General features: G+C 56.8%; 24 protein-coding genes and 1 tRNA gene. 10 read left to right on the plus strand and 15 right to left on the minus strand.

Annotation, left to right across the window (positions count from 1 at the left end):
- Positions 1 to 34: 34 nt before the first annotated feature.
- The 10 genes from atpA to mnmG form a co-directional block, all read right to left on the minus strand.
- The gene (atpA, locus tag DLM_RS18425) at positions 35 to 1,579 is read right to left on the minus strand and encodes a F0F1 ATP synthase subunit alpha (protein ID WP_045847704.1); all 1,545 of its coding nucleotides are present in this window, start codon (positions 1,577 to 1,579) and stop codon (positions 35 to 37) included.
- An 8-nt stretch (positions 1,580 to 1,587) separates the two neighbouring features.
- Complete coding sequence (locus DLM_RS18430; protein ID WP_089086396.1) at positions 1,588 to 2,124, minus strand: F0F1 ATP synthase subunit delta; 537 nt, start codon at positions 2,122 to 2,124, stop codon at positions 1,588 to 1,590.
- A 7-nt stretch (positions 2,125 to 2,131) separates the two neighbouring features.
- Complete coding sequence (locus DLM_RS18435) at positions 2,132 to 2,602, minus strand: F0F1 ATP synthase subunit B (RefSeq protein WP_089086395.1); 471 nt, start codon at positions 2,600 to 2,602, stop codon at positions 2,132 to 2,134.
- A gap of 53 nt (positions 2,603 to 2,655) precedes the next feature.
- Complete coding sequence (atpE, locus tag DLM_RS18440; RefSeq protein WP_045847701.1) at positions 2,656 to 2,937, minus strand: F0F1 ATP synthase subunit C; 282 nt, start codon at positions 2,935 to 2,937, stop codon at positions 2,656 to 2,658.
- An 89-nt stretch (positions 2,938 to 3,026) separates the two neighbouring features.
- Positions 3,027 to 3,845, minus strand: a complete 819-nt coding sequence (gene atpB, locus DLM_RS18445) for a F0F1 ATP synthase subunit A (protein WP_062787388.1) — start codon at positions 3,843 to 3,845, stop codon at positions 3,027 to 3,029.
- A gap of 14 nt (positions 3,846 to 3,859) precedes the next feature.
- Positions 3,860 to 4,219 (minus strand): ATP synthase subunit I, encoded by a 360-nt coding sequence (locus DLM_RS18450; RefSeq protein ID WP_089086394.1) that lies wholly within the window; start codon positions 4,217 to 4,219, stop codon positions 3,860 to 3,862.
- 92 nt (positions 4,220 to 4,311) lie between these two features.
- Positions 4,312 to 5,169, minus strand: a complete 858-nt coding sequence (locus DLM_RS18455) for a ParB/RepB/Spo0J family partition protein (protein WP_089086393.1) — start codon at positions 5,167 to 5,169, stop codon at positions 4,312 to 4,314.
- A gap of 4 nt (positions 5,170 to 5,173) precedes the next feature.
- Positions 5,174 to 5,965 carry a ParA family protein gene (locus tag DLM_RS18460; RefSeq protein ID WP_089086392.1) on the minus strand — a complete coding sequence of 264 codons (792 nt, stop codon included), beginning with the start codon at positions 5,963 to 5,965 and terminating at the stop codon, positions 5,174 to 5,176.
- Positions 5,962 to 6,588 carry a 16S rRNA (guanine(527)-N(7))-methyltransferase RsmG gene (gene rsmG, locus DLM_RS18465; protein ID WP_089086391.1) on the minus strand — a complete coding sequence of 209 codons (627 nt, stop codon included), beginning with the start codon at positions 6,586 to 6,588 and terminating at the stop codon, positions 5,962 to 5,964. Before rsmG ends, DLM_RS18460 begins: the two co-directional genes overlap by 4 nt.
- A gap of 15 nt (positions 6,589 to 6,603) precedes the next feature.
- Positions 6,604 to 8,496 (minus strand): tRNA uridine-5-carboxymethylaminomethyl(34) synthesis enzyme MnmG, encoded by a 1,893-nt coding sequence (gene mnmG, locus DLM_RS18470; protein WP_089086390.1) that lies wholly within the window; start codon positions 8,494 to 8,496, stop codon positions 6,604 to 6,606.
- 349 nt (positions 8,497 to 8,845) lie between these two features.
- Between mnmG and DLM_RS18475 the strand changes: the two genes are divergently transcribed.
- The 4 genes from DLM_RS18475 (at position 8,846) to DLM_RS18490 (ending at position 12,754) form a co-directional block, all read left to right on the plus strand.
- Positions 8,846 to 9,595 (plus strand): GNAT family N-acetyltransferase, encoded by a 750-nt coding sequence (locus DLM_RS18475; protein ID WP_089086389.1) that lies wholly within the window; start codon positions 8,846 to 8,848, stop codon positions 9,593 to 9,595.
- A 114-nt stretch (positions 9,596 to 9,709) separates the two neighbouring features.
- Positions 9,710 to 10,411, plus strand: coding sequence for a tRNA (N6-threonylcarbamoyladenosine(37)-N6)-methyltransferase TrmO (gene tsaA, locus DLM_RS18480; RefSeq protein WP_089086388.1), 702 nt, complete (start codon positions 9,710 to 9,712; stop codon positions 10,409 to 10,411).
- 50 nt (positions 10,412 to 10,461) lie between these two features.
- Positions 10,462 to 11,400 carry a Tim44 domain-containing protein gene (locus DLM_RS18485; RefSeq protein WP_089086387.1) on the plus strand — a complete coding sequence of 313 codons (939 nt, stop codon included), beginning with the start codon at positions 10,462 to 10,464 and terminating at the stop codon, positions 11,398 to 11,400.
- 145 nt (positions 11,401 to 11,545) lie between these two features.
- Positions 11,546 to 12,754, plus strand: coding sequence for an EAL domain-containing protein (locus DLM_RS18490; RefSeq protein ID WP_089086386.1), 1,209 nt, complete (start codon positions 11,546 to 11,548; stop codon positions 12,752 to 12,754).
- 81 nt (positions 12,755 to 12,835) lie between these two features.
- On the opposite strand, the gene DLM_RS18495 is transcribed toward DLM_RS18490, so the two are convergent.
- Genes DLM_RS18495 through DLM_RS18510 form a run of 4 tightly spaced genes read right to left on the minus strand, consistent with a single transcriptional unit; the run spans position 12,836 to position 15,471 of the window.
- The gene (locus DLM_RS18495; protein ID WP_089086385.1) at positions 12,836 to 13,423 is read right to left on the minus strand and encodes a BON domain-containing protein; all 588 of its coding nucleotides are present in this window, start codon (positions 13,421 to 13,423) and stop codon (positions 12,836 to 12,838) included.
- A complete protein-coding gene (locus DLM_RS18500) occupies positions 13,424 to 14,014 on the minus strand; it encodes a phosphoheptose isomerase (RefSeq protein ID WP_059285308.1) in 591 nt (196 codons plus the stop codon).
- 30 nt (positions 14,015 to 14,044) lie between these two features.
- Entirely contained in the window at positions 14,045 to 14,380 is a 336-nt protein-coding gene (locus DLM_RS18505; RefSeq protein ID WP_089086384.1) for a YraN family protein, read from the minus strand.
- Between the two features lie 5 nt (positions 14,381 to 14,385).
- Complete coding sequence (locus DLM_RS18510) at positions 14,386 to 15,471, minus strand: penicillin-binding protein activator (protein WP_231959897.1); 1,086 nt, start codon at positions 15,469 to 15,471, stop codon at positions 14,386 to 14,388.
- A gap of 93 nt (positions 15,472 to 15,564) precedes the next feature.
- Here DLM_RS18510 and rsmI point away from each other — a divergent pair, with 93 nt between their 5' ends.
- From rsmI to DLM_RS18535, 6 genes are all read left to right on the plus strand, one after another.
- Complete coding sequence (gene rsmI / locus DLM_RS18515) at positions 15,565 to 16,401, plus strand: 16S rRNA (cytidine(1402)-2'-O)-methyltransferase (RefSeq protein WP_167467162.1); 837 nt, start codon at positions 15,565 to 15,567, stop codon at positions 16,399 to 16,401.
- Between the two features lie 45 nt (positions 16,402 to 16,446).
- Positions 16,447 to 16,531 (plus strand) — tRNA-Leu (locus DLM_RS18520).
- Positions 16,532 to 17,058: 527 nt separating this feature from the next.
- Positions 17,059 to 17,403, plus strand: coding sequence for a DUF1484 family protein (locus DLM_RS18525; RefSeq protein WP_089086382.1), 345 nt, complete (start codon positions 17,059 to 17,061; stop codon positions 17,401 to 17,403).
- Between the two features lie 602 nt (positions 17,404 to 18,005).
- Entirely contained in the window at positions 18,006 to 19,157 is a 1,152-nt protein-coding gene (locus DLM_RS23190; RefSeq protein WP_145985895.1) for a PP2C family protein-serine/threonine phosphatase, read from the plus strand.
- Positions 19,158 to 20,210, plus strand: a complete 1,053-nt coding sequence (locus DLM_RS18530; RefSeq protein ID WP_089086381.1) for a serine/threonine-protein kinase — start codon at positions 19,158 to 19,160, stop codon at positions 20,208 to 20,210.
- Entirely contained in the window at positions 20,210 to 21,280 is a 1,071-nt protein-coding gene (locus DLM_RS18535; RefSeq protein ID WP_089086380.1) for a serine/threonine-protein kinase, read from the plus strand. The genes DLM_RS18530 and DLM_RS18535 overlap by 1 nt, the downstream gene beginning before the upstream one ends.
- Positions 21,281 to 21,546: 266 nt before the next feature.
- Here the strand turns inward: DLM_RS18535 and DLM_RS18540 are convergent, their stop codons facing one another.
- Positions 21,547 to 23,763: a TonB-dependent receptor gene (locus tag DLM_RS18540; RefSeq protein WP_089086379.1), complete on the minus strand. Its 2,217-nt coding sequence runs from the start codon at positions 23,761 to 23,763 to the stop codon at positions 21,547 to 21,549.
- Positions 23,764 to 23,980 lie beyond the last annotated feature (217 nt).

Raw genomic sequence — 23,980 nt, forward strand, 5'->3', positions numbered from 1 at the left:
AACCTTTCTTTAGCTACGACGTGAGTCGAAAGGCTCAGTTGAAGCTGTAGCCAGCCTTGAACGATTCCATCGCCTTGGCCAGTACCTTCTCGTTGTCGCCGGACAGGTCGCCCGAAGCGTTAACGGCGGCCAGCAGGTCGCTGTGGTTCGCACGCACGTAAGCGAGGAACTCAGCTTCGAATGCCAGGGCCTTCTTCACCGGAACGTCTTCGTAGCTGCCCTTGTTCACAGCCCACAGGGTCAGTGCCATTTCGGCAGTGGCCAGCGGTACGAACTGCTTTTGCTTCATCAGTTCGGTAACCACTTCACCGTGTTGCAGCTGCTTGCGGGTAGCTTCGTCCAGGTCGGAAGCAAACTGCGAGAACGCAGCCAGTTCACGATACTGGGCCAGTGCCAGACGGATACCGCCACCGAGCTTCTTGATGACCTTGGTCTGGGCCGCACCACCCACGCGGGATACCGAAATACCGGCGTTGATGGCCGGACGGATACCTGCGTTGAAGAGGTCGGATTCCAGGAAGATCTGGCCGTCGGTAATGGAAATCACGTTGGTCGGAACGAAGGCGGAAACGTCACCAGCCTGGGTTTCGATGATAGGCAGTGCGGTCAGCGAACCGGTCTTGCCCTTCACTTCACCGTTGGTCAGTTTTTCTACTTCGTCCGCGTTGATGCGGGAAGCGCGTTCCAGCAGACGGGAGTGCAGGTAGAAAACGTCACCCGGGTAAGCTTCACGGCCCGGCGGACGGCGCAGCAGCAGGGAGATCTGACGGTAGGCAACGGCTTGCTTGGACAAGTCATCGTATACGATCAGAGCATCTTCGCCACGGTCGCGGAAGTATTCGCCCATCGCGCAACCGGAGTACGGGGCGATGAACTGCAGGGCAGCGGCTTCAGAAGCGGTAGCGGCCACGATGATGGTGTGACCCAGGGCACCGTGTTCTTCCAGCTTGCGTACCACGTTGGCAATGGAGGAGGCTTTTTGACCTACGGCGACGTAGATACAAACAACGCCAGTGCCTTTTTGATTGATGATGGCGTCCAGAGCAACGGCGGTCTTGCCGGTCTGACGGTCGCCAATGATCAGCTCACGCTGGCCACGGCCTACCGGTACCATGGAGTCAATCGCCTTCAGGCCGGTCTGCATCGGCTGGGATACCGACTGACGCGCAATCACGCCCGGCGCGATCTTTTCGATCGGGCTGGACAGCTTGGCGTTGATCGGACCCTTGCCGTCGATCGGCTGGCCCAGGGCATTGACAACACGGCCCACCAGTTCCGGACCTACCGGCACTTCCAGAATGCGACCGGTACACTTGACTTCGTCGCCTTCGGAAATGTGTTCGTACTCACCCAGCACCACGGCGCCGACAAAGTCGCGCTCCAGGTTCATGGCGAGGCCGTAGGTGTTGCCCGGAAACTCGAGCATTTCGCCCTGCATCACGTCTGCCAGACCGTGGACACGAACGATACCGTCGGTCACGGAAATTACCGTACCCTTGGTACGGACTTCAGCGCCTTCAGCCAGGTTCTGAATCTTGGCCTTGATCAGATCGCTGATTTCAGAGGGGTTCAACTGCATGATCTCTCCTAATTCTTGAGGCTTGCCGCCATCGCTTGCAGCTTGCCGCGCACGGAACTGTCGATGACATCGTCACCGACCAGCACGCGCACACCACCGATCAGATCGGCATTGTCACGCACATCAAGGCGTACGGTTTTGCCGTACTGCTTGGAAAGCGTGCTGGTGAGTTCGGCTTTCTGTTCTTCAGTCAGCGGGAACGCCGTTTCAACTTGCGCATCAACGATGTTTTCCGCTTCGGCCTTGAACAGTTCAAACTGACTGGCGATATGCGGCAGCAGCATCAGGCGGTGGTTCTCGATCAGGGCGGCCAGAAAGTTTTTTACGCTTTCGTTGGCTCGCTCGCCGAGCACTTCCAGCATCAGCGCCTCAACCTCTTTTGCGGTATGTTTCGGATTGGTGACAACTTCAACCATATCCGGGTTGTTCACCATGGCAGCCAGCCACGCAAGCGCATCGGACCACTGGTCCAGCGTACGCGTTTCGGTGGCGAGGCTGTATACCGCTTCGGCGTAGGGCCTTGCGACGGTAATGAGTTCTGCCATGAGTTAATTAAAACTCCGCTTTGATGGAGGAAAGCAGGTCGGCGTGCTTGGCCGCATCGATCTCTTTGCGCAGGATTTTCTCTGCGCCGATCACGGCCAACTGGGCTACCTGCTCACGCAGGGCCTCCTTGGCACGCATCACTTCCTGATCGATCTGACCCTTGGCGTCAGCCACAATGCGCGCACCTTCGGTGCTGGCATTTTCTTTGGCTTCGTCCACGATCTGGGTAGCGCGCTTCTCGGCAGAAGCAATGATTTCCATTGCTTGCTGCTTGGCCTTGCGGAGTTCATCCCCAACGCGTTTTTCAGCGGCTTCCAGATCTTGCTTGCCACGTTCTGCAGCGGCCAGGCCGTCTGCAATACGCTTGGCACGCTCATCCATCATATTGGTAAGCGGAGGCCAAACAAACTTCATGGTGAACCATACCAGGATGGCGAACGTGATCGCCTGGCCCAGTAGTGTTACGTTAAATTCCACGCTTGTTTTCCTCCAGAAAATGACTTCTACACCAACCGTTTACTGGCTAAAAATTAGCCACCCAGAGCTGCTTTGGCAGCGGACAGGAACGGGTTGCTGAAGGTGTACAGCATGGCAACACCCACACCGATCATGGAGATCGCATCCAGCAGACCGGCGATAATGAACAGCTTGGTTTGCAGAACCGGGATCATTTCCGGTTGACGGGCGGAGGCCTCGAGGAATTTGCCACCCAGAATGGCGAAACCGATAGCAGTGCCAAGAGCGCCAAGACCAATGATCAGAGCAGCTGCGATAGCGGTCATCGACTGAATCTGAGAAACGAGTGCTTCCATTATGTATCTCCTAAGACTTATGCAAGGATGGTTGGTAAAAAAAACTAAAACAAAGGTAAAGCTCTAAAAAAACAGATACCACAAACTCTTTAGTGCGCTTCCACTGCCAGGCTCAGGTACACGATGGTCAGCATCATGAACACGAAGGCCTGCAGGGTGATGATCAGGATGTGGAAGATGGCCCACGGTGCGCCCAGAATCCACTGTGCGCCCCAGGGCAGCAGTGCGATCAGGATGAAGATCAGTTCGCCGGCATACAGGTTACCGAACAAACGAAGCGAGAGAGAGATCGGCTTGGCGGCCAGTTCTACCAGCTGGAAGATGAAGTTCAGCGGGGCCAGGATGATGGCGCCAATCGGGTTGTGGGTGTGGAACGGAGCGGTCAGCAGTTCCTTGCCCCAGCCGCCCAGGCCCTTGGCCTTGATGGAGAAGCCGATGATGCACAGGAATACGGACAGCGACATGGCGAAGGTGGCATTCACGTCTGCGGACGGAACCGAACGGAAGTAGATGTGATGCGGCTCCAGACCGAAGAAGGTGTGGCCGATCCACTGAGCCAGATTCGGCAGCAGGTCAACCGGCAGCATGTCCATTGCGTTCATCAGGAAGATCCAGCAGAAGATGGTCAGCGCCAGCGGGGCGATGACTTTGCTCTTGGCATGGAAAATTTCCTTAACCTGGGTATCCACCAGTTCGATGATGGATTCCACGAACAACTGCAGCTTGCCCGGATTTTCCAGGCTGGCACGACGGGCCACCATGGCAAATACACCGGCAAACACGAAAGCCAGGAACAAGGAGACGGAGAAAGTGTCTACGTGCAGGCTCCAGAAACCACGAGCCGGGGACGGATCGGAATTCCAGAACGTAAGGTGGTGATTAATGTACTCAATTGCGTTGCTTGCCATCGCTCTTTTCTCAATTATTTGATTAGAAGCCCTAACCAGTAGCCGGACACCGTGGCGAAAAAGCCTGCCAGCAAACCCACTACCGATAAATCCTTGAAAAACACCAAAGATGCACCAAACATTAAGACAGTCAGCATGAATTTGACTGCCTCTGCCTTGAAGTGCGCCTTCATCAGCACCGCAGGTGGGACATGCCGCTTGGCGTAGGCGATTCTTGCATACACTGCGGCGGGAATCAGCGCCGACAGCCCCCCAAGCAGAACCGACACCGGAACAACGACGGTGCCGGCGCTTAGCACGGCACCAAGTAGTACAGCCACTACAAGCAGTTTTGCTTGCAGGCGCAGTACGCGCCCGACTTCCGGATTTTGCATGTCCGACACTTAAAAAATCGCTCGATTATAGGCTGAGCGCTTGATTTGCGTCAAACTGAACATCGCCCGCACCATTGCAGTGCAACATAAAATCATTTGCTTGATTTTGCTTGAAGTTTTTCAAGCAGGCGTTCGAGGTCATCCAGGTTGGCATACTCCACCTGCAAACGGCCCTGCCCACGTGCGCCATGACGAATGCTGACCTTGGCACCGATACGCTCGGACACCTCCTGCTCCAGCCGGGCAATGTCCGGATCGATCCGTTTTTCCACGGCCGGCGGTGTGGTTTTTTGGTCAGACAATTGTTGTACGCGCCGCTCCACTTCACGCACCGACCAGGCCTTTTCCACCGCCTCGTGCGCCAGTTCCAGCTGCTGCATCACCGGCAAGGCAAGCAGCGCACGGGCATGACCCATTTCCAGTTGGCCCTGATGCAGCATGGCTTGCACCGGCTCGGGCAGCGCCAGCAGGCGCAGCAGATTGGATACCGCGCTGCGTGAGCGTCCGACAGCATCGGCTGCCGACTCGTGGGTCAGGCCAAACTCGCTGATCAGGCGCTTGAGGCCATGTGCTTCTTCGATAGGGTCCAGCTCCTGGCGCTGGATGTTCTCGATCAACGCCATGGCCAGTGCGGCTTCGTCGGCCACGGTTTTCACCACCGCCGGTACTTCGGCAAGGCCCGCCTTGCGGGCGGCACGCCAGCGGCGCTCACCGGCAATCAGCTCGTACTCACCCAAACCTACTTCACGCACCACCACCGGCTGGATCACGCCCTGGGCGCGAATGGACGCCGCCAGCTCGTCCAGTGCGGCTTCGTTCATATGGCTGCGCGGCTGGTATTTGCCTGGGCGGATCAGATCGATGGAAAGCGTGGTGAGGCGGTCGTCCGCCACTGCGCTGGTGGCGAGGAGCGCGTCTAGACCGCGCCCGAGTCCTTTGAGTTTGGCCATGATGTCAGACAGATGGAGTTGCGGTTGCGGGTTCGAGGCGGGCAGTCAGTTCCTGCGCCAGCGTGAGGTAGGCTTGGGCGCCACGGGCATTGCGGTCGTATACCAATCCGGGCAGGCCGTGGCTGGGTGCTTCAGCCAGCCGCACATTGCGCGGAATCACGGTTTCGAACACCTTGTTGCCAAAGTGGCTGGCCAGTTGTTCCGACACCTGCTGTGAAAGATTACTACGGGCATCGAACATGGTACGCAGCAGACCCATGATTTCGATGCGCGGATTAACCGCAGCACGCACCTTGCGCAGGGTGGTGACCAGATCGGACAGCCCTTCGAGCGCATAGTATTCACACACCATGGGTATCAGCACGCTGTTGGCGGCCACCAGACCGTTGAGGGTGAGCAGGTTGAGTGAGGGCGGGCAGTCGATCAGCACATAGTCGTACTGGTCGTCCACCAGGCTCAGGGCATTCTTCAGCCGAGCTTCGCGTGCCAGTTCGTTGACCAGTTCCAACTCGGCCCCGCCCAGATCGCGGTTGGCCGGCAGCACATGGTAGCCGCCCTCCTTGGCCGGCTGGCGCGTCTCTTCCACCGAGGCATCGCCCAGCAGCACGTGATACACGGAGCGTTCCAGCGCCTGCTTGGCAATGCCGCTGCCCATGGTGGCATTGCCCTGCGGGTCGAGGTCGACAATCAACACCCTGCGGCCCAGCTCGGCCAGACCTGCGGCCAGGTTGACCACGGTGGTGGTCTTGCCGACCCCACCTTTCTGATTGGCAACCGCGATCACGCGTGCATTCATTTAGCCACCATTCTCACCAGATGGCGTTCGGCGTCCAGACCGGGCACCGACACCGGTAGTACTTCGGCTACCGCTACCGTGTCCGGCAGCAGCGAGATTTCTTCGTAAGGATACACACCCTTCATCGCCAGGTATTGACCGCCATCGGCCAGCAGGTGCGGGGTGAGGCGGACAAACTCGGCCAGCTCGGCAAAGGCACGGCTGGTGATGCGATCGAACTTGTGTTCCGGCTGGTAGGCCTCGACGCGGCTGGTCACCACCTCGACATTGGGCAGGCCCAGTTCGATAACGGCCTGACGCAGAAAGGTGGTTTTCTTGTGGTTGGAGTCCAGCAGCACCACTTGCAGGTCGGGACGGGCGATGGCCGCCGGAATGCCCGGCATGCCGCCACCAGAACCCACATCCAGCAGGCGGGTGCCACCGTTCAGGTGCGGCACCAGCGACAGGCTGTCCAGCAGATGGTAGCTGACCATGCGCTGCTCTTCGCGCACAGCGGTGAGGTTGTACGTGTGGTTCCACTTGGCCAGCAGGTTCAGGTAGCCGTCCAGCAGGGCCAACTGTTGTTCGGTGAGGCCCAGGGCCAGTTGTTCCAGCCCTTGTTTCAGTTCTGCAGTATGTGTCATGCGCTTGGCTTGCAATTATTCGGTTTTGGCGTCGGCAAAGCCGCGCTTCAGATGCACCATCAACAGGGCAACCGCCGCCGGGGTGATGCCCTGGATGCGCGAGGCCTGACCCAGGGTTTCCGGGCGCTGCTGATTCAGTTTTTGCTGTACTTCCTTGGACAAGCCCTTGACCAGGCCGAAGTCGATGTCGGCGGGCAGGCGGATGTCTTCCAGATTGTCGCGGCGCGCCAGTTCTTCGTTCTGACGGTTGATATAGCCTTGATATTTGACCTGAATTTCCACTTGCTCGGCAACCACGTCATCCGCCACGCCGCCCGCCGCTTCGGGCAGGGTCATCAGCTCGCGGTAGGCGACATTGGGGCGTTTGAGCAGGTCGAACAGGTTGTACTCGCGCTCGATACCCTTGCCCAGCAGGGCTTCCAGCGCAGCGGCATCCTGCAGCTTGGCCGGATGCAGCCAGGTGGTTTTCAGGCGGGCGGTTTCGGCTTCCACTGCGTCGCGCTTGCGACAGAAGGCATCCCACTGCGCATCGCCAACCAGGCCGAGCTTGCGGCCCATTTCGGTCAGGCGCAAGTCGGCATTGTCCTCGCGCAGTTGCAGGCGGAATTCGGCGCGGCTGGTAAACATGCGGTAAGGCTCGGACACACCCTTGGTGATGAGGTCGTCCACCAGCACGCCAAGGTAGGCCTCGTCGCGGCGCGGACACCAGCCTTCTTCATCGCGCGAATACAGTGCGGCATTCAGGCCGGCCAGCAGGCCTTGCGCTGCGGCTTCTTCGTAACCGGTGGTGCCGTTGATCTGCCCGGCAAAGAACAGGCCCTTGATGGACTTGGTTTCCAGCGTGGACTTGAGGCCGCGCGGATCGAAGTAATCGTATTCGATGGCATAGCCGGGGCGCAGGATGTGGGCGTTTTCCATGCCGCGGATGGAGCGCACCGCCGCCAGCTGGATATCAAACGGCAAGCTGGTGGAAATCCCGTTGGGGTAGAACTCGTGCGTGGTCAGGCCTTCCGGTTCCAGGAATACCTGATGGCTGTCCTTGTCGGCAAAGCGGTTGATCTTGTCTTCGATGGACGGGCAGTAACGCGGGCCCACCCCTTCAATCACGCCGGTAAACATCGGGCTGCGCGCAAAGCCGGAACGGATGATGTCGTGGGTTTGCTGATTGGTGTGGGTAATCCAGCACGGTAGCTGCTTGGGATGCATGCTGCGCTGGCCGCGGTAGGAGAACACCGGCTCCGGACTATCCCCCGGCTGCTCTTCCATGACCGAAAAATCAATGCTGCGGCCATCAATGCGCGGCGGCGTGCCGGTTTTCAGGCGGCCTACCGGCAAATCCAGCTCGCGCAGGCGCGCACCCAGCGTGGAGGCGGCCTGATCGCCAGCGCGGCCACCGGTGTAGTTTTCCAGGCCAACGTGAATCTTGCCGGACAGGAAAGTACCTGCCGTCAGCACCACGGTACGGGCGCGGAACACGATGCCGATGGCGGTAATGGCACCGGCCACCTGATCGCCCTCAATCAGCAAATCATCCACCGGCTGCTGGAACAGCGTCAGATTGGGCTGGTTTTCCAGCATCTCGCGGATGGCTGCCTTGTACAGGATGCGGTCGGCCTGCGCACGGGTGGCGCGTACCGCCGGGCCCTTGGAGGCATTGAGGGTGCGAAACTGGATGCCGCCGATATCGGTGGCCAGCGCCATGGCGCCGCCCAGCGCATCCACCTCTTTCACCAAATGCCCTTTGCCGATGCCGCCAATGGACGGATTGCACGACATCTGACCCAAGGTCTCGATATTGTGGGTAAGCAGAAGCGTGGCGCGGCCCATGCGGGCGGCGGCCAGCGCGGCCTCGGTGCCGGCGTGTCCGCCGCCAACCACGATCACATCAAACTGTGTGGGATAAATCATCTGGCTGTACTCGGAAGCCCGTGCGCAAGACTGAAGCAGGGCAAAGCGTGCAGGAAAAACGGCCTATTCTACGGCAAAACCGATAGCAAGGTAAGTCATTGATTTGTTTCGCCCCTGCTGTAACCGGCGCTTAAAACGCCGGTCATTCACAAGTCATATGACGGAAATGTCTGCGTCAAACTGCATCACTAGCATGTGTTGCAAGGCCGGCCCAGCCAAAAGCTGCTGGCAAATGAAGGAGTTGCCGAGCCTGCATCCGGACATGGCCGACAGTGCCAGACCGGCATAAGACCAGCATTCCGGATCAATACGACAAGCCTGTATGCATATCCGCCAGGGGAGATAAGTCATGCAATTGAATGAAAGCATCAATAGTCGCCGCCAACTCAAACTGGGGGTGCGCGTTGCCGAAACTGCCGACGATATCCGCCGCGCCCAAAAACTGCGCTTTGATGTATTTGCCGGAGAAATGGGGGCCGAGCTGTCATCACAAGCCCTGGGTATTGATTGTGATGAGTACGATGCGCTGTGTGATCACCTGATTGTGGAAGATGCCAACAGCGGCCTGGTGGTGGGCACCTACCGCATGCTGCCGCCCGATATGGCGCGGCGCGCCCCGTCGCTGTATTCCGAACATGAATTCGACCTCACCCGGCTGGACAACCTGCGCGACAGCCTGATTGAAGTGGGCCGCTCCTGCGTCCACAAGGATTTTCGCAGTGGCGGTGTGATTGCCCTGCTGTGGTCCGGCCTGGCAGATTACGTACAGAAAAAAGGGGGGGAATATCTGGCAGGCTGCGCCAGCGTCAGCCTGGCCGATGGTGGCCATCAGGCCGTCAGCCTGTACCGCCAACTGGAGTCCAGCCACCTTTCCCCTGCCGAATGGCGCGTGTTTCCGCACCTGCCGCTGCCGCTGGACCGCATTCACGATGATGCGCCCTCCTCGCCGATGCCGCCGCTGATCAAGGGTTATCTGCGCGCCGGGGCCTTCATCTGCGGTGAACCGGCCTGGGACCCGGACTTCAACTGCGCAGACTTCTTCATGCTGCTGCCGATGAGCCGCCTGACCGGCCGTTACAACCGTCACTTCGTAGGCTGATTCTCCAGCCTGCACAGCGTTGTCGCTGTCATCAGCCCGGCCGAAGCCCCCGTTCGGCCGGGCTGTTCTGTTTATATCGCCTTATATCGCCACGAACCCGGCTACAATCCGGCCATGACCTATCCGTTTACCCCGATTGGCATCGTCCACTCACCCTACAAGGAAAAATTCGGCATCCCGCGCCAGCCCGCGCTGGCCCCGGCAGCCGACATCCAGATCGAGCTGTTGCCACCCTTCAATCACCCCGACACCGTGCGCGGGCTGGATGCCTTTTCCCATGTGTGGATCAGCTTTGTCTTCCACCAGACCGCCCAGCGCGGCTGGCAGCCGCTGGTACGCCCGCCGCGGCTGGGCGGCAATGCCAAGGTGGGCGTGTTTGCCAGCCGCTCCACCCATCGCCCCAATCCGCTGGGCCTGTCGCTGGTGGAAGTACGCGGGATCGACCTGAGCAATGGCGTAAGACTGCACCTGGCCGGTGCCGACCTGCTGGATGGCACGCCGGTGCTGGACATCAAACCTTATATCCCCTTTGTGGAAGCCCACCCGCAAGCCCGTGGCGGCTTTGTTGACGGGCCGCCGCCCTGCCTGGAAATCTGCTGGAGCCAGCCGGCCTTGCAACAGCTGGCCGCCCTGCCCGCCGCGCCGCCGGCATTGGCGCAACTGATTGAACAAGTGCTGGCGCAAGACCCGCGCCCGGCCTATCAGGACGACCCGGAACGCATCTACGGCGTGCGGCTGTATGACTACAACATCCGCTTTTGCATCCGGGATAACCATGCCCACGTGCTTGAAATTCAGCCGTTTGCCCCGAACTAATACCGCATGCTCCGGTCACACCGGAGCCCTTTACTCTGGAGAATAAAATCATGACACCTCGCGCGAAGACGATCATGCTCGCCTTCACCCTGGTTTCTGTCCTGGCGGCACCGTTTGCGGAAGCCGCACGCCTGGGCGGAGGCAAGAGCGCCGGCATGCGCCGCTCGGCCCCGACCAAGAGCTACCAGCAGCCCACACCAATGCCGGCTCCGGCAGCGGCTCCGCAGGCTGCGCCGCAAGCCCAGCCCAAGAAAGGTCCGGGCGTCGGTACAGCCATTGCCGCTGGTGCCGCTGGTGCCGCTGCCGGCTACATGCTGGGTTCGGCCATGAACAATAACCATGCGTCCGGCAATGCGGTGGATACCGCTGGTGCCGGGTCCGGCATTCCCTGGGGCACGCTGGCCCTACTGGGCCTGCTGGGTATTGGCGGCCTGATGTGGTTCCGCCGCAAGTCGGCCAACCAGGCAGCAATGAATACCCCGATGCCCGCCGGCAACGCCCCGGTATTCAATAGCAATGCTCAGGATGCAGCCCGCTTCGAGCCGATTCCCAAGATTGGCTCCGGCCTGGGTCAAACGGCTGGCTATGGCGCAGCACCGGCCATGGGCAGCGTGGCACCCGCCCGCCTGCCGGATGGTACGGAAACCCCCAACTTCCTGCGTCAGGCCAAGGCAACTTTCCTGCACCTGCAAAGCCTGAACTCGCCGGACAGCCTGGAAGAAGTCCGCAAGTACATGACGGCAGACCTGTTTGAAGGCCTGCGCAATGAAATCGGCAGCAATACCGATGTGGCTGACTTCCCGCAACTGGACTGCCAGTTGGCCGAAGCCGTGGAAGAAGGTGGCCGCTTTATTGCCACCGTGCGCTTCTCCGGTACGGTAAGCGAGTCGGTCAATGCAGCGGCAGTGCCGTTCAGCGAATACTGGCACTACATCAAGGATGGCAGCACCGGCGGCAAATGGCTGGTAGCCGGTATCCAGCAGGAATAATTCCGGTTTTAAAGCAGATTTATCTTAACGGGCCCGGTCGGGCCCGTTTTTTATTATCCGGCCATGCTCTACACTGGAATGCCGATTGCTAGGTGATTGGCTTACGGGCCAGCAAGAGCCCCACTCCAGGAAGGAATGTACTGCAATGAAACGTTTCGAGCATGCCGGTCTGACTCTCGGTAGCCATTTCCAACCCATCTACAGTCTGGCACACCGCCGCACCGTGGGTGTGGAAGCACTATTGCGCGCCGAGCAGAACCAGCTGCCCCTCTCCCCGGCCGAGGCCTTTTATGCCATGGTGTCCCCCGAACGGCGCCACGGCCTGGACCTGGCCGTCAGCCAGGCTCATGTGCATCACTTTGCCGCACTGGAGCACAGCCATCCGCACTGGCTGTTCCTGAATGTCGACGCCGCCTCGCTGTCCCGCCCGGAGCGGGCCATGGCGCTGGCCAACACCATTCGCGAAGCCGGCCTGCAGCCGGGCAATGTGGTGCTGGAAGTGCTGGAGCACGTACTGGAAGTGGATGAAGCCCTGATCGAAGGCGTGAATCTGCTGAAAAAAGCCGGTTTTCTGATTGCCATTGACGACTTTGGCGTCGGTCACTCCAACCTGGACCGGGTATGTCAGCTGGAACCGGACCTGGTGAAATTCGACAAGGATTTGCTACGCAGCGCAGTCAGCCAGCCACGTACCCGCAATCTGCTGTCCAGACTGGTGCGCTTGATGCACGAAATTGGTGCATTGGTGGTGGAAGAAGGGATTGAAACCGAGAACGATGTGCTGGTGGCGCTGGAATCCGGCTGCGATCTGGTTCAGGGCTATTATGTGGCCCGCCCCTCCGCCAGCCCGGATGCCGACGACATCATCACCAAACGGCTGGATTCGCGCTGGGATGAACTGATGGTGCGCGACCTGCTCAAGCGCAAGATTACCCGCCGCCAGATCGAACTGGCGCGTCAGGCCTTTGTGCAATCGGCCATTTCACTGATGCAAGGCACCCCGTTCGACCAGGCTGCCACCCCCATGCTGGCCATGCCCGATGTCATCCGCTGTTTCTTGCTGGACAGCGAAGGCCGCCAGATTGGCCGCAACCTCAACAGCCGCCACAACACCATTGCCAGCAGCCTGAAGTTTGCCCCGCTGGCCGATACCACCGGCGCGGTATGGTCGCGCCGCGCGTATTTCCAACATGCCATCGACCAGCCCGGCGTGCTGTACATGAGCGAGCCTTACCTGTCGATGACCGACACCCGCTCCTGCGTCACCCTGTCCATGGCGATTGAAATCGACGAAGCCATGCACGTACTGTGTGCCGATGTGCTGGCACCGCGCGTACACAGCAGTCACGGCTGAAGCACACGCAGGCCAGACAACAGCCCCGGCAGAATGAACAAAGCCCCGCTTGCGGGGCTTTGCTTTTAGTCAGCACACGGCTTACTGCGCTGGCGTGATTTCGGTGATGCTTTCAAACAGCGTCACCACTTTTTGCACCCCGGCGGTTTCGCTCACCACCTGTGCCGCCGCCTGCCCTTCTGCCGGTGTGAGCAGACCCAGCATGTACACCACGCCGCGTTCGGTCACTACCTTGATATGGTTGGGCGAGTAGCCCTTGCCATCCAGCAGGCGGGTACGCACCTTGCTGGTAATCCAGGTGTCGTTGCTACGCTCGGAAAAACCGGAAGACGGAGCCACCACGGTGTAATTGAACACACGGCGCACATTGGGCATGGCGCGGGCAATCAGCTCGGCCTGCTGGCCGGCTTCTGCCGATGGCACTTCGCCGGTCAGCAGCACGGCCCGGTTATAGCTGGTGGTATTGACGTGCGCCGAAGGCAATTTCTCGCCAATCTGGTGCGACACCTTGGCTTCAATGCTCTGGTCGTCCACATAAGCACCGCTGGAGCGGCGATCGGTAGCCACCAGCGCACCACCGGCCACACCACCAGCCGCCAATGCAAAGCAACCGGACAAGGCGCTGGATACCCCGGCAGCCAGCAACAGGGACAGGACAGTACGTTTCATTTACTCACCTCCCAACAGCATGTAGTCAATGGCATCACACAAGGCATGCACCAACAGGATATGCACTTCCTGAATGCGGGCGGTGCGCAGCACCGGCACATTCAGCTGAATGTCCTCGGGCGAGAGGATTTCGCTGATCTTGCCGCCATCCTTGCCGGTGAGGGCAATCACCCCCATGCCGCGCTCGTGGGCAGCATAAATGGCTTCAATCACATTGGCGGAATTGCCCGAGGTGGAAATAGCCAGCAAGAGGTCGTTGGTATGTCCCAACGCACGCACCTGCTTGGAAAAAATCATGTCAAAGTCGTAATCGTTGCCGATGGCAGTAAGGGCCGAGGTATCGGTTGCCAGCGAAATGGCGGCCAGACCGGGCCGCTCCTTCTCGAAACGCCCCAGCATTTCAGCGGCAAAATGCTGGGCATCGGCCGCCGAACCGCCATTACCGCAAGCCAGGATCTTGCCCTCGTTCATCAGGCAGCTAACCATGCGCTCGGCAGCCAGCGCCACCGCGGGCGACAGCAGTTCCATTGCCTCCTGTTTGGCGGCAATGCTTTCCAGAAAATGTCCGTTGACGCGTTCAATCAGGTCCATGCTCTTCCTTGTAGCAGCGGGGGATGGCTGCTATGCAAAAATGTTTTTCAACCACTGCAGCGGCTGTTCGCCTTCGCTCAGCACAGCATCAAAACGACAGGGCGCGTCTACTCGCTTCTCGGACAGGTAGACCGTGGCTGCGTGCATGAGTTTCCGCTGCTTTGCCGCATCAATGCTGTAAACGGCCCCGCCAAAGCGCTGGCTGGCACGGTGGCGCACTTCCACAAACACCAGATAGCGGCCATCACGCATGATGAGGTCTATCTCACCACCACGGCACAGCCAGTTGCGCTCCACCAGTTGCAAACCCTGCTGCAACAAAAAGGACAAGGCGCGCGCTTCTGCCTGCTGGCCCTGGCGGTTCATGAGTGCTACTCGCCTTCGCCAATCAGCGATACCGGCAATTGGCGGTCAAATACCCGGTCGCGGCCCAGTTTCAGATCACCAGTCACACCATCCAGCTTGATGCTGGCAGGGTTACGCGTGGAACCCAGCAACAGCGCCAGACGATAGGCATCAATCCCCAGCGCATACAGGCGCTCGGTCTGCAGGGTAAGCGTGCTGGCCGGACGGGCATAACGCTTGACTGCCGGATGTTGCGGCATCAGGAACCACGGCATGTCGATAAAGCGCACCCCCGCCAGTTGGCGATCCGGGCTGCGCGTGCTGATCTGCGAGGTGGCATACACCGGCAGCTCCGCTGGCAAGGCCGGTTTCAGCCTGGCGGCTTCAGCAGGCTCCACCGCCAGAAACACCGCATCCGCCTTGCTGAGCGCCTGCGCCAGCCCAGACAGATTGTCTCCGTTGTCCTCCAGTTGGGCCACATCCCTGCCGCCCAGGCTGCGCCATTCATCGGCGAAAGCCTGCTTCAGGCGGCTGGACAATACCTCGCCATCGGCGATGATCAGCGGACTGCTGCGGCCATCGTCCCGCATCAGACGGGCAATCTGGCGCGCTTCCACCTCAACATTCAGCGCCAGGGTAAACAGCTTGGGATTAGTCGGTACATCGCGCCCCACCGCATTGAGTGCCAGCGTAGGTACGCTGACATACGGTGCCACGGCGGCAATACCGCCACGCGACAAGGGGCCGATCACCACATTCACCCCGCCAGCCACCGCCTCGCGGTAACGCTGGGCGGCATTGTGCTCATCGGCATCAATCACCACCAGCTCGGCCTGCGGATCGGCATCATGCGCCGCATCCACACCGCTGCGCACCACCGCCGCCGCCTCGCCCAGCAATTTGGACTCGGTGGGCAACAGCACGCCTATTTTCACCCTGACAGGGGTTTTGCCGGGCGCGGCCAGCGGCTTGGCCACCGGGGCAACAGGGGCGGATGCCGGCTGCGCCTGGGCGCGCGGGCTTTGTCCGGCCACGCTATTGAGCGGCGCGGCATTGAGTTGGATGATATAGTCCGGTGCCTGCGCATGCGCAGCCGTCAACCATGTCATCATGACGCCAACCAACAGCGGAGCCAGTCTTTGCATACTTCGTTCGCTCACTTGCTTGAAACTGCACGGGAAAGTTTCTGTCGCGGCACATTATATGTGGTGGCCACTCCCATTGGAAACCTAGGAGATGTTACCGCACGTGCGCTGGCGGCCTTTGGCGCGGCCGACGTGGTATGCGCCGAAGACACCCGCGTCACCGGCAGCCTGCTGACCGCCTACGGCATTCACGCCAACAAGCTGGTGAGCCTGCGTGAGCACAACGAACGCAGCATGGCCGAACAAGTCATCCGCTGGCTGGCGGAAGGGCAGATTGTGGTGCAGGTATCCGATGCCGGCACCCCGGCGGTATCCGACCCCGGCGCGCGGCTGGTGGAAGCCGTGCGCGCCGCCGGCCATCCGGTACGCCCCATCCCCGGCGTATCCGCCGTCATCACCGCCCTGTCCGCCAGCGGCTTTACCAGCAATGCCTTCCTGTTTCACGGCTTTTTGCCGCCCAAAAGCGGCGAACGCCGCCGTACCTTGCAGCAATGGCTGAGCGCCGACCACCTGGTGGTGTGCTACGAAGCACCGCACCGCATTGTGGACACCCTGCAGGACATCGTGGCCGAACTGGGGCCGGACCGCCGCCTGATGCTGGCGCGCGAACTGACCAAAACCTTTGAAACCTTTCACAGCCTGCCTGCCGGTGAACTGCTGGAATGGGTAAAAGCCGACAGCAACCAGCAGCGCGGCGAAATCGTGCTCATCATCGACGCCGCCCCGCAAGCGGAAGACAAGGCCGGTTTGCCGGAAGAAGCCATCCGGGTGATAAACATCCTCAGCGCCGACCTGCCAATGAAACAAGCCTCCACCCTGGCCGCGCAAATTACCGGTGCCAACCGCAAGCTGCTGTATGACCATGCGCTGAAAATGAAAAAGGACGCCGGGGAGTGATTTACAAGCCACGGCAGATGGGATAGACTTGCCTCCTCTTGCGATGCCCGGGTGGCGAAATCGGTAGACGCAGGGGATTCAAAATCCCCCGCCGCAAGGTGTGTCGGTTCGAGTCCGACCCCGGGCACCAAGTCCTTAGCAGATAAGGATTACAGCAAGAATCAAAAACAGCGCCGCAAGGCGCTTTTTTGTTGCCCAAATCCCGCCATGGAACACTGGCGGGACACTAGCGCAACACAGCACAAACCGGCAGGCTCAGCCCGCAGCCATGCCGTGCCACACCCTCCCCCGGTATTGACAAGCCCGCCCCGCCAACCAACAATTGCCGCGTGCTGTTCAATAGCGGCACCGGGAATGCAAGCCCGAAAGACATAGGCGGACAGCCGCTTTGCGGCATTTTTTACGTCCGTCGAACACCATTGGTACGTCCTTTTTCTATGGCGGGCCGTGGTGGGGAGCCTTCGGGCTGCCGGTTCCTATGTCCCGGTCTTGCAAACCCTGCCATGTGCCTGCCACCCCGATTGCAAGCGGGGTGCGGGTCTAAATCCGACATAGGAGGCATACCATGCCTGGCATCTCCCGCGCCCAGTTGCGCCCTCCCCCCGCGATTGTCATTGCCGTTACCGCCCCGCCATCCTTTAGCAAGGAGGCCCGCGCATGAACACCCAGCAACCTCTCAGCCAGCCCGCTCCCGCCGCCTATCTGGCGCTGGCCACCTTTCAAGACCAACTCGGCCGCCTGCAAACCCTGACCAGCCTGCCGGAACATGCCGCGCTGCGCGAACCCATCAGCCAGCTGACCCGCCTGAGCCAGACCATCCAGCACACCATTGCCGATGGCATCTGCACGCTGGACCGTGCCGCTGACTGCATGCAATGCCTGCTTGATCTGCTGTACCACGCCGAGGACATGCCGCTGGCAGCCAACCAACTGGCCGGGCTGCTGACCCCGCTGCATCAGCAAATCAGCCTCGCCCGCACCGATATCGGCCAACTCCTGTAAGTGGCAGACAGCGCCGCAAGGCGCTGTTTTGTTGCCTGTCGCACGGCCCGGCGATGGCTAGATCATTAGCGCCGTCACACCACCACGGCCCCATAACGCCGTCAGCCCAGCCTGTTGGTGGTTTCCTGAGCCAAGTTGGCGGAAAATTGACGAATCCACTAACAAATTAATCATTAAAAATCATAAACTTAGATGAGAACTAGGGAAGGTCTGATTAAATGGCTGATTTCAATCTTGATGTTCCATAAATCATTGATTTTATTGTGTAAATATTTTTACACCTGGACTTGTTCAGACCATTCCTAGAGGATTTGACGGCATAGCAGCGCTTTTTGCTACATACTTAGGAGAAAAATTACGCAACTATGAAGGCACTATTCATTTTTGTCAGAACCACAGCCATAATACACACATGCTAAATCATTTCATTTTCCGATTTTGTAATAAATTAACTCAATAATTAGTTATCTAATTTATCAACGCTAATTAATTAGCAGAGTTAAACGTCACTTTCAATTAAATAGTTTGTAAATTGCACGATAAATCAGCACCATTCATCAGACCAAATAAATATATACAACTGAATTGCCGAAAGAGAATTTATGCTAAAAAAAGTCCTTGAGAAATGGCTAATGCGGCAAACACCAGATCGTGGGAAAGCTGCAATGGATGATTATTCAGTCTTTTTTTCCACAGATATTGGACTGAGACGAACTGAAAATCAAGATCAGGTGGCTGCTATACGAGTTAACGTCAATCCATCGATTGGCCACTCTTTTATCATCATTGCACTTTCTGATGGCATGGGAGGCATGAGGGATGGTAAGTTGTGTGCAAATAAGGCGATTGCTAGTTTCTTTTATTCTGCAATTAGCAATAGACACTTAGATGCTGAAAAGCGATTAGAACTTGCTGCTCACGCTGCGAATAACGCTGTTGGGGAGTTATTCAATGGCACTGGAGGTGCTACTTTATCGGTTGTTTGCATTGGTGGTGATAATAAAATTAACACATTGAATGTAGGTGACAGCCGCATATATGCTACTGTTGAAAAACCCAACAGAGAAGTGATTAGACTAACTGTTGATGACTCACTGGAGGAGTTAGTTGGTGGTCATGGGAAAGAATTATTGCAATTTATAGGCATGGGAGAAGGGATCAAGCCACATATTAACAATATTCATTCTGATGTAAAAAATATAGTTATTACCTCAGATGGAATTCACTATGTCGACCAAGGTACATTTTATAAAATTTTGATCAACTCAAATACCCCTTCCGTTGCAATAGATAGACTATCGGCATTGGCTAGATGGTGTGGATCTCCTGATAATGCATCATTATCTATTGTGGATGTTGGTGCTGCCCTTAACTCTCTGCAGGATATTAGAGATGCTGGCGTGGAAATTGCAGATTCATTTACGTCAACAAATTTCCTATGGATAAGGGAGAGCTCTCTTGATGAGGAGATAGCTAAGAAAAATGAAAATTTTCCTTACAAGAGAGCTGACATTTTAGATAAAAATTGCGAAGACTGTGAAGTTGATCCTAGGCATGTTGACGCGAATGAAAATCACGATGACGAAGTTAAGAATAATATCCCAACCGAGAAAAAAGCCGATCACGATTCAGGTCCTAAACAATCACCACAAAAAAGAAAAAGAAAGCCAAGGGCACCTAAAGAAAAAAAGGTTGAGAGCTCAAACCCACAATTATTGATTGAAATTGACACCAAACTAATTTCGGACAATTAAATGACTGCAAAAGTTAGATATCACATACACAGGCCAATGGATGGCGGCGGTATGGGAGATATATTTATTGGAAGTGATATCCATCTGAATAGAGAAGTTGTTTTTAAATTACTAAAAGACGGAGAGGATCAGCGACGTCTTATTGATGAGCAAAAAGCGTTAATGCGGTTGCGCTCAAAGCATGTTGTACAAATATTTGACGTGATCTCAGTTACACAAGGAAGCGTCGCGAAAAAAGCAATTGTTCTTGAGTACATTAAGGGAACCACACTAAAGAATGGCTCCTACCATAAGGATACCGTTTTCATTAAGGATATTTGGCAGATAGCATGCGGCCTGAAAGATATTCATAACTCAAATATTATTCATAGAGACATAAAGCCTAACAACATAAGAATTGACAGAAATGGCGTTGTGAAGATTATTGACTTTGGCTTGGCACGCCCTAATGGTGATGAAGCTAAAACAGCTAGTATTATTGGCACTATTGGTTATATGGCCCCTGAACTCTGGGGCGACGGCATGATTGGATTTGATAAATCAATTGATGTTTATGCTTTCGGAGTAATGGCACTACGATTGCTTGGAATTCCCCTCCCTTTGGAGCTTACCCAGCAGCCACCGAGGCCAAAAAATGATTTGGCAATCAAAAATGCACTTCACGGTCTCCCTAGTAAAATAATATCAATTATTAATCAATGCATGGAGTATAACCCGGCGGATAGACCAGACATTTCATCTGTCGAGGAAATTCTTCGAAAGCATCTACTAGCAGGAAAGCATCGTGCACTATTAGTTTCTAAAAATGGAACTAATGAACTTAATGCGATGCATCGAATTGCAACCGTGAAGTATGGAAGTGGATGTTCAATTTCAATTGAGTACAATGATTTTATTTTTGTTGTCAAACATATTCTTGGCGTTGTTTCGATAAATAACATTTATGCAAAAGTTGGAGATGCTTTACCTGGTTGTTGCGTACTAACTTTGCATGATAGTAAGAAAAGAATGTTTGTGACATTTGACATATCTAATCCAGAGGTAATGCCGTAATGATTGATAGAATCATAGCTGGGCGATATAAAATACTAAAACATATCGGGCGTGGAGGTATGCAAGAAGTTTTCTTGGCCCATGATACTGAGCTAGATACCGAAGTTGCATTGAAAACACCTCAAGCAGGTCAGCAAAATCGACGATTCCAAAAAAGTGCAATTATTTCTGCAAGAATAAACCATCATCATGTTGCAAAAACGTTAGATTACATTGATGAAAATGGAACTGTCTATCTGATTGAAGAGCTTATCAATGGTGAAACACTCTCTCAGAAATTAGATAGATTTGGATATTTTGATCCTCACTTTGCTGCAAAAATATTGCATCATATTGCGAAGGGTGTTAGCGCATCTCATCGAGAGGGTGTAATTCATCGAGATTTAAAGCCAAGCAATATTATGGTTAGTGCCGGTGTAGAACTGAGCAACTTAAAAATAACTGATTTTGGAATAGCGACACTTACTGAAGAGGTGTTTGAAGAGGCTGCAAAAGCGGGCGACTTAACTCAGTCCACATCTGGAACTATTAAGGGGGCATTGCCATTCATGGCTCCTGAGATGATGTTCAGACAGTCTGACCAAAAAATACTACCTTCTGTTGATATATGGTCTGTAGGTGCAATGATGTTTCAGCTTTTGACTGGTGATTATCCATTTGGGGTTTATTTAGAGGCAGCCGTTAATGTAAAAAATAAGGAACGAAAGCCTTGGCCTAAATTCATGACTAGAAATCCTCAATTTTCTCTGCTGTCTACTGAGCTTCAAGCTATTGTTGAAAGATGTTTAGATTATAATCCAGAGTCTAGATTGACGGCAGATCAATTAGTCGAGCTTTGTGATAATCTATGCTACATTACTGCAGAACGAGAAGAGGGTGTTGTTACTAACTTGATTCAAAATGGCTACAGTGGATTTGCTACCAATGAATCAAGTGATGTTTTCTTTAGCATGGAAAGTGTTTATGGCTTGAGGGTACCGGACACCGAGAAGAATAGTCTAATCTGCTATTCTAGTTTTTCAGGCAGCCCAAAAAATAGAGCACATCCTATTTTTGTGTTGAAAAAGTGAAATATACTTCACTATTAATACTTCTATCCCTGTCGGGGATCTGGCTTGTACCGTCCTCCCACAGGGATCTAGACTTCAGGCCAAACTGGGTTTGCTGTGTATAAATTTGTGCATCGACCAAGTTCCCACAAACCAGAAATCACCGTCTGTATTGGCTTTCCAGCCACACTTCGATAAAGACCCCAAACAACAAAACACCCCCGCTCCATCTGCATGGCCGGGGGTGTTTTGTTGTGGCCGCCATCTGGCGGGCGTGTCAGGCGGGGTCAGAACTTGAGGTTGAAGGCGGTGTACAGCGAGCGGGCGGGGCCGGCCACGCCTACGCCCCAGGGGATGCCGGCGCGGCTCATGGTCATGCCCTGGCCGGTGTAGGCACCACCCAGCGGCAGGGTGTAGAAGTGGTTGAATACGTTGTCGATGCCCACGTCCACGCTGAACCGTTTGTTTTCATAGCGGGTGCGCAGGTTGAACAGGCTGTAGCCGGGGGTTTTGACTTCGTTGCGCACGGCGGAGACGTCCGTTTTGGCGCGGACGGCCTGCCATTCGGCGGTGCTGGTCCACTGCCCCAGCGTGTTTACCAGCGCCAGTTTGGCGTTGAGCGGCATGATGTTGTACAGATTGTCGCCAGTGCTGAGGTTTTCGCCACGGGTGTAGCTGAGCTGGGCGGTGGCATCGAAGCGGCCGAAGCCGGTGGTTCTGGCCAGTTGCAGCTTGCCGCTGACGTCCATGCCGTATAGCTGGGCGTTCTGGTTGACGTATTGCAGCACCACATAGCCGGTGGTGGCGGTCTGGTTGTTGTTGGCCGTGCCGTAACGCTGGGCGTCGATGTAGTTTTCCACATAGCTGTAGTAGGGGCTGAGCTTGAATTGCCAGGCTTCGCCGTCGGCGGCGTGCCAGTTGGCGCTGCTGCTGAGGGTGTGGGCCACTTCCGGCTTGAGGTTGGCATTGCCGACATAGCCGTTGCCGTCTCCGGCAAAGTTGTTCATCACCGCGGCCATGGTGTTGCTGGACCAGGTGTAGCGCTCGTACAGATTGGGCGAGCGGGTTTTCTGCGCGTAGGCCAGTTCGTATTGCGCGTTGTCATCCGGGGTGAAGCGGGCCAGCGCGGACAGGTCGAGGTTGAGGTCGGTACGGGCGTGGTTTTGCGCGTTGAAGCTGGCGGCATCCGGCGCGTAGGAGACGTTGCTGTTGTAGCCCGCTACGCTGCCGGTGTTGCTTTTCACCTGGCTGAGCCGTGCGCCGATGATGCTGCGCCATTGTGCTGTCCAGTCCGCCTGCCATTCGGCAAAGGCGTCCACGCGGTCGCGGTTGCCGTCCTTGATGTTCCAGAAGGTGTTAGGGCCCATGCCTCCATTACCACCGGCAGCCGGCCACCAGTCGTTCAGGCTGTAGCGCTGGACTTCGCTGCCCAGTTTCAGTTTGTCGCGCGCATTCAGGGCCAGATCGGCAGTCAGGCTGCCGCCCAGCGTGTGGCTGGCGGAATCCATCGGCATGCCATTGTGATAGATGCCGTAAACAGTTTGCTTGTCATCGCCAAAGTTCATGCTGTGGCGCACGTACTGGCTGTACAGGCGGGCATCCAGCTCGCCCCAGGCAAACTGGCCGTTGTAGTGCAGGTTCAGCTGGTCGCTGCTGTTGTCGGTCATGTCCATGCGCTGGTTGGCAAAGCCCTCATAAGGCGTGCGTTGCACGCCCACTTTGGCTTCCAGCAATTGATCGTTATCGCGCCAGGCCAGGCCCAGTTGGTGGTTTTCGGTTTTGTAGGCGGTGGAGCCTACCGTTTTGCCATCCATCCAGGCGCGGCCGGTGGCGGCCAGGCCGGATTTCTTGAAATCGGCTGCGGCGTCGTAGTTGTTGCTGCGGGCGGTGGAGCCGGTGTAGTTGATGCTGACATGGTCGTTGGCCAGGGTGGCGCTGGCATTGGCTCCACGGCCATCGCCATTGCTGCGGTAGAACGCACCCACGTTGCCGGTCTGCAATATCTGGCCTGCTTCGGCAAATTGCGGCGCGGCGGAACGGGCCACAATCACCCCGCCGATATTGTCGCCCCCGGCACTGACCGGGGCGGCACCGTTATATACCTGCACGCTGTCCACCTGGCTGGCATCCATATAGGACAGCGGGGAATTCATGTGATTGGGGCAGGCAGCCACCAGGCTGGCACCGTCGGTTTTCACCAGCAGGCGGTCGTCGGCCAGGCCGCGCAGTACCGGCAGGCTGGAGAAGCCACCGGCGGCATGCAGATTGAGGCCGGGGATGTCCTGCAGCAGTTGGGCGCTGTCGCTGCTGCGGGCGGCTTGCGCGGCCAGTTGTGCCGGGCTGAGGCTGTTGCCATCGGCCTGGCTGTCGTGGCGGCTGCCAGTTACCACGACTTCGGGCAGTTGTACCAGTTGGGTGCTGCTGTCGGCGGCCTGTGCCATGCGGGGAAAGGCGGACAGGGCAAGGGTGACGGCCAGGACGGCCGGCTTGGCGTGCAATTGCATGGTGTTTCCCAAATGAGCGACGGAATGAAATACATACCGGATCAAGCACTGCGCCTTGTCCGGCACTGTTATCGGCAGGCGGCAATTGGCGCGATCGGCCACAGCAGTGCCTGCCTGCAGTGGCCAAACAACTGTTTGACGTTTGCCGAGGGGAGCGTAGCAAGTTGGCTTTGTTCTGGGATGTGACCAATTGCCGCAGCCGGCTGATTTTGCTGGC

This window comes from Aquitalea magnusonii (assembly GCF_002217795.2).
GTDB classification, from domain to species: domain Bacteria; phylum Pseudomonadota; class Gammaproteobacteria; order Burkholderiales; family Chromobacteriaceae; genus Aquitalea; species Aquitalea magnusonii_B.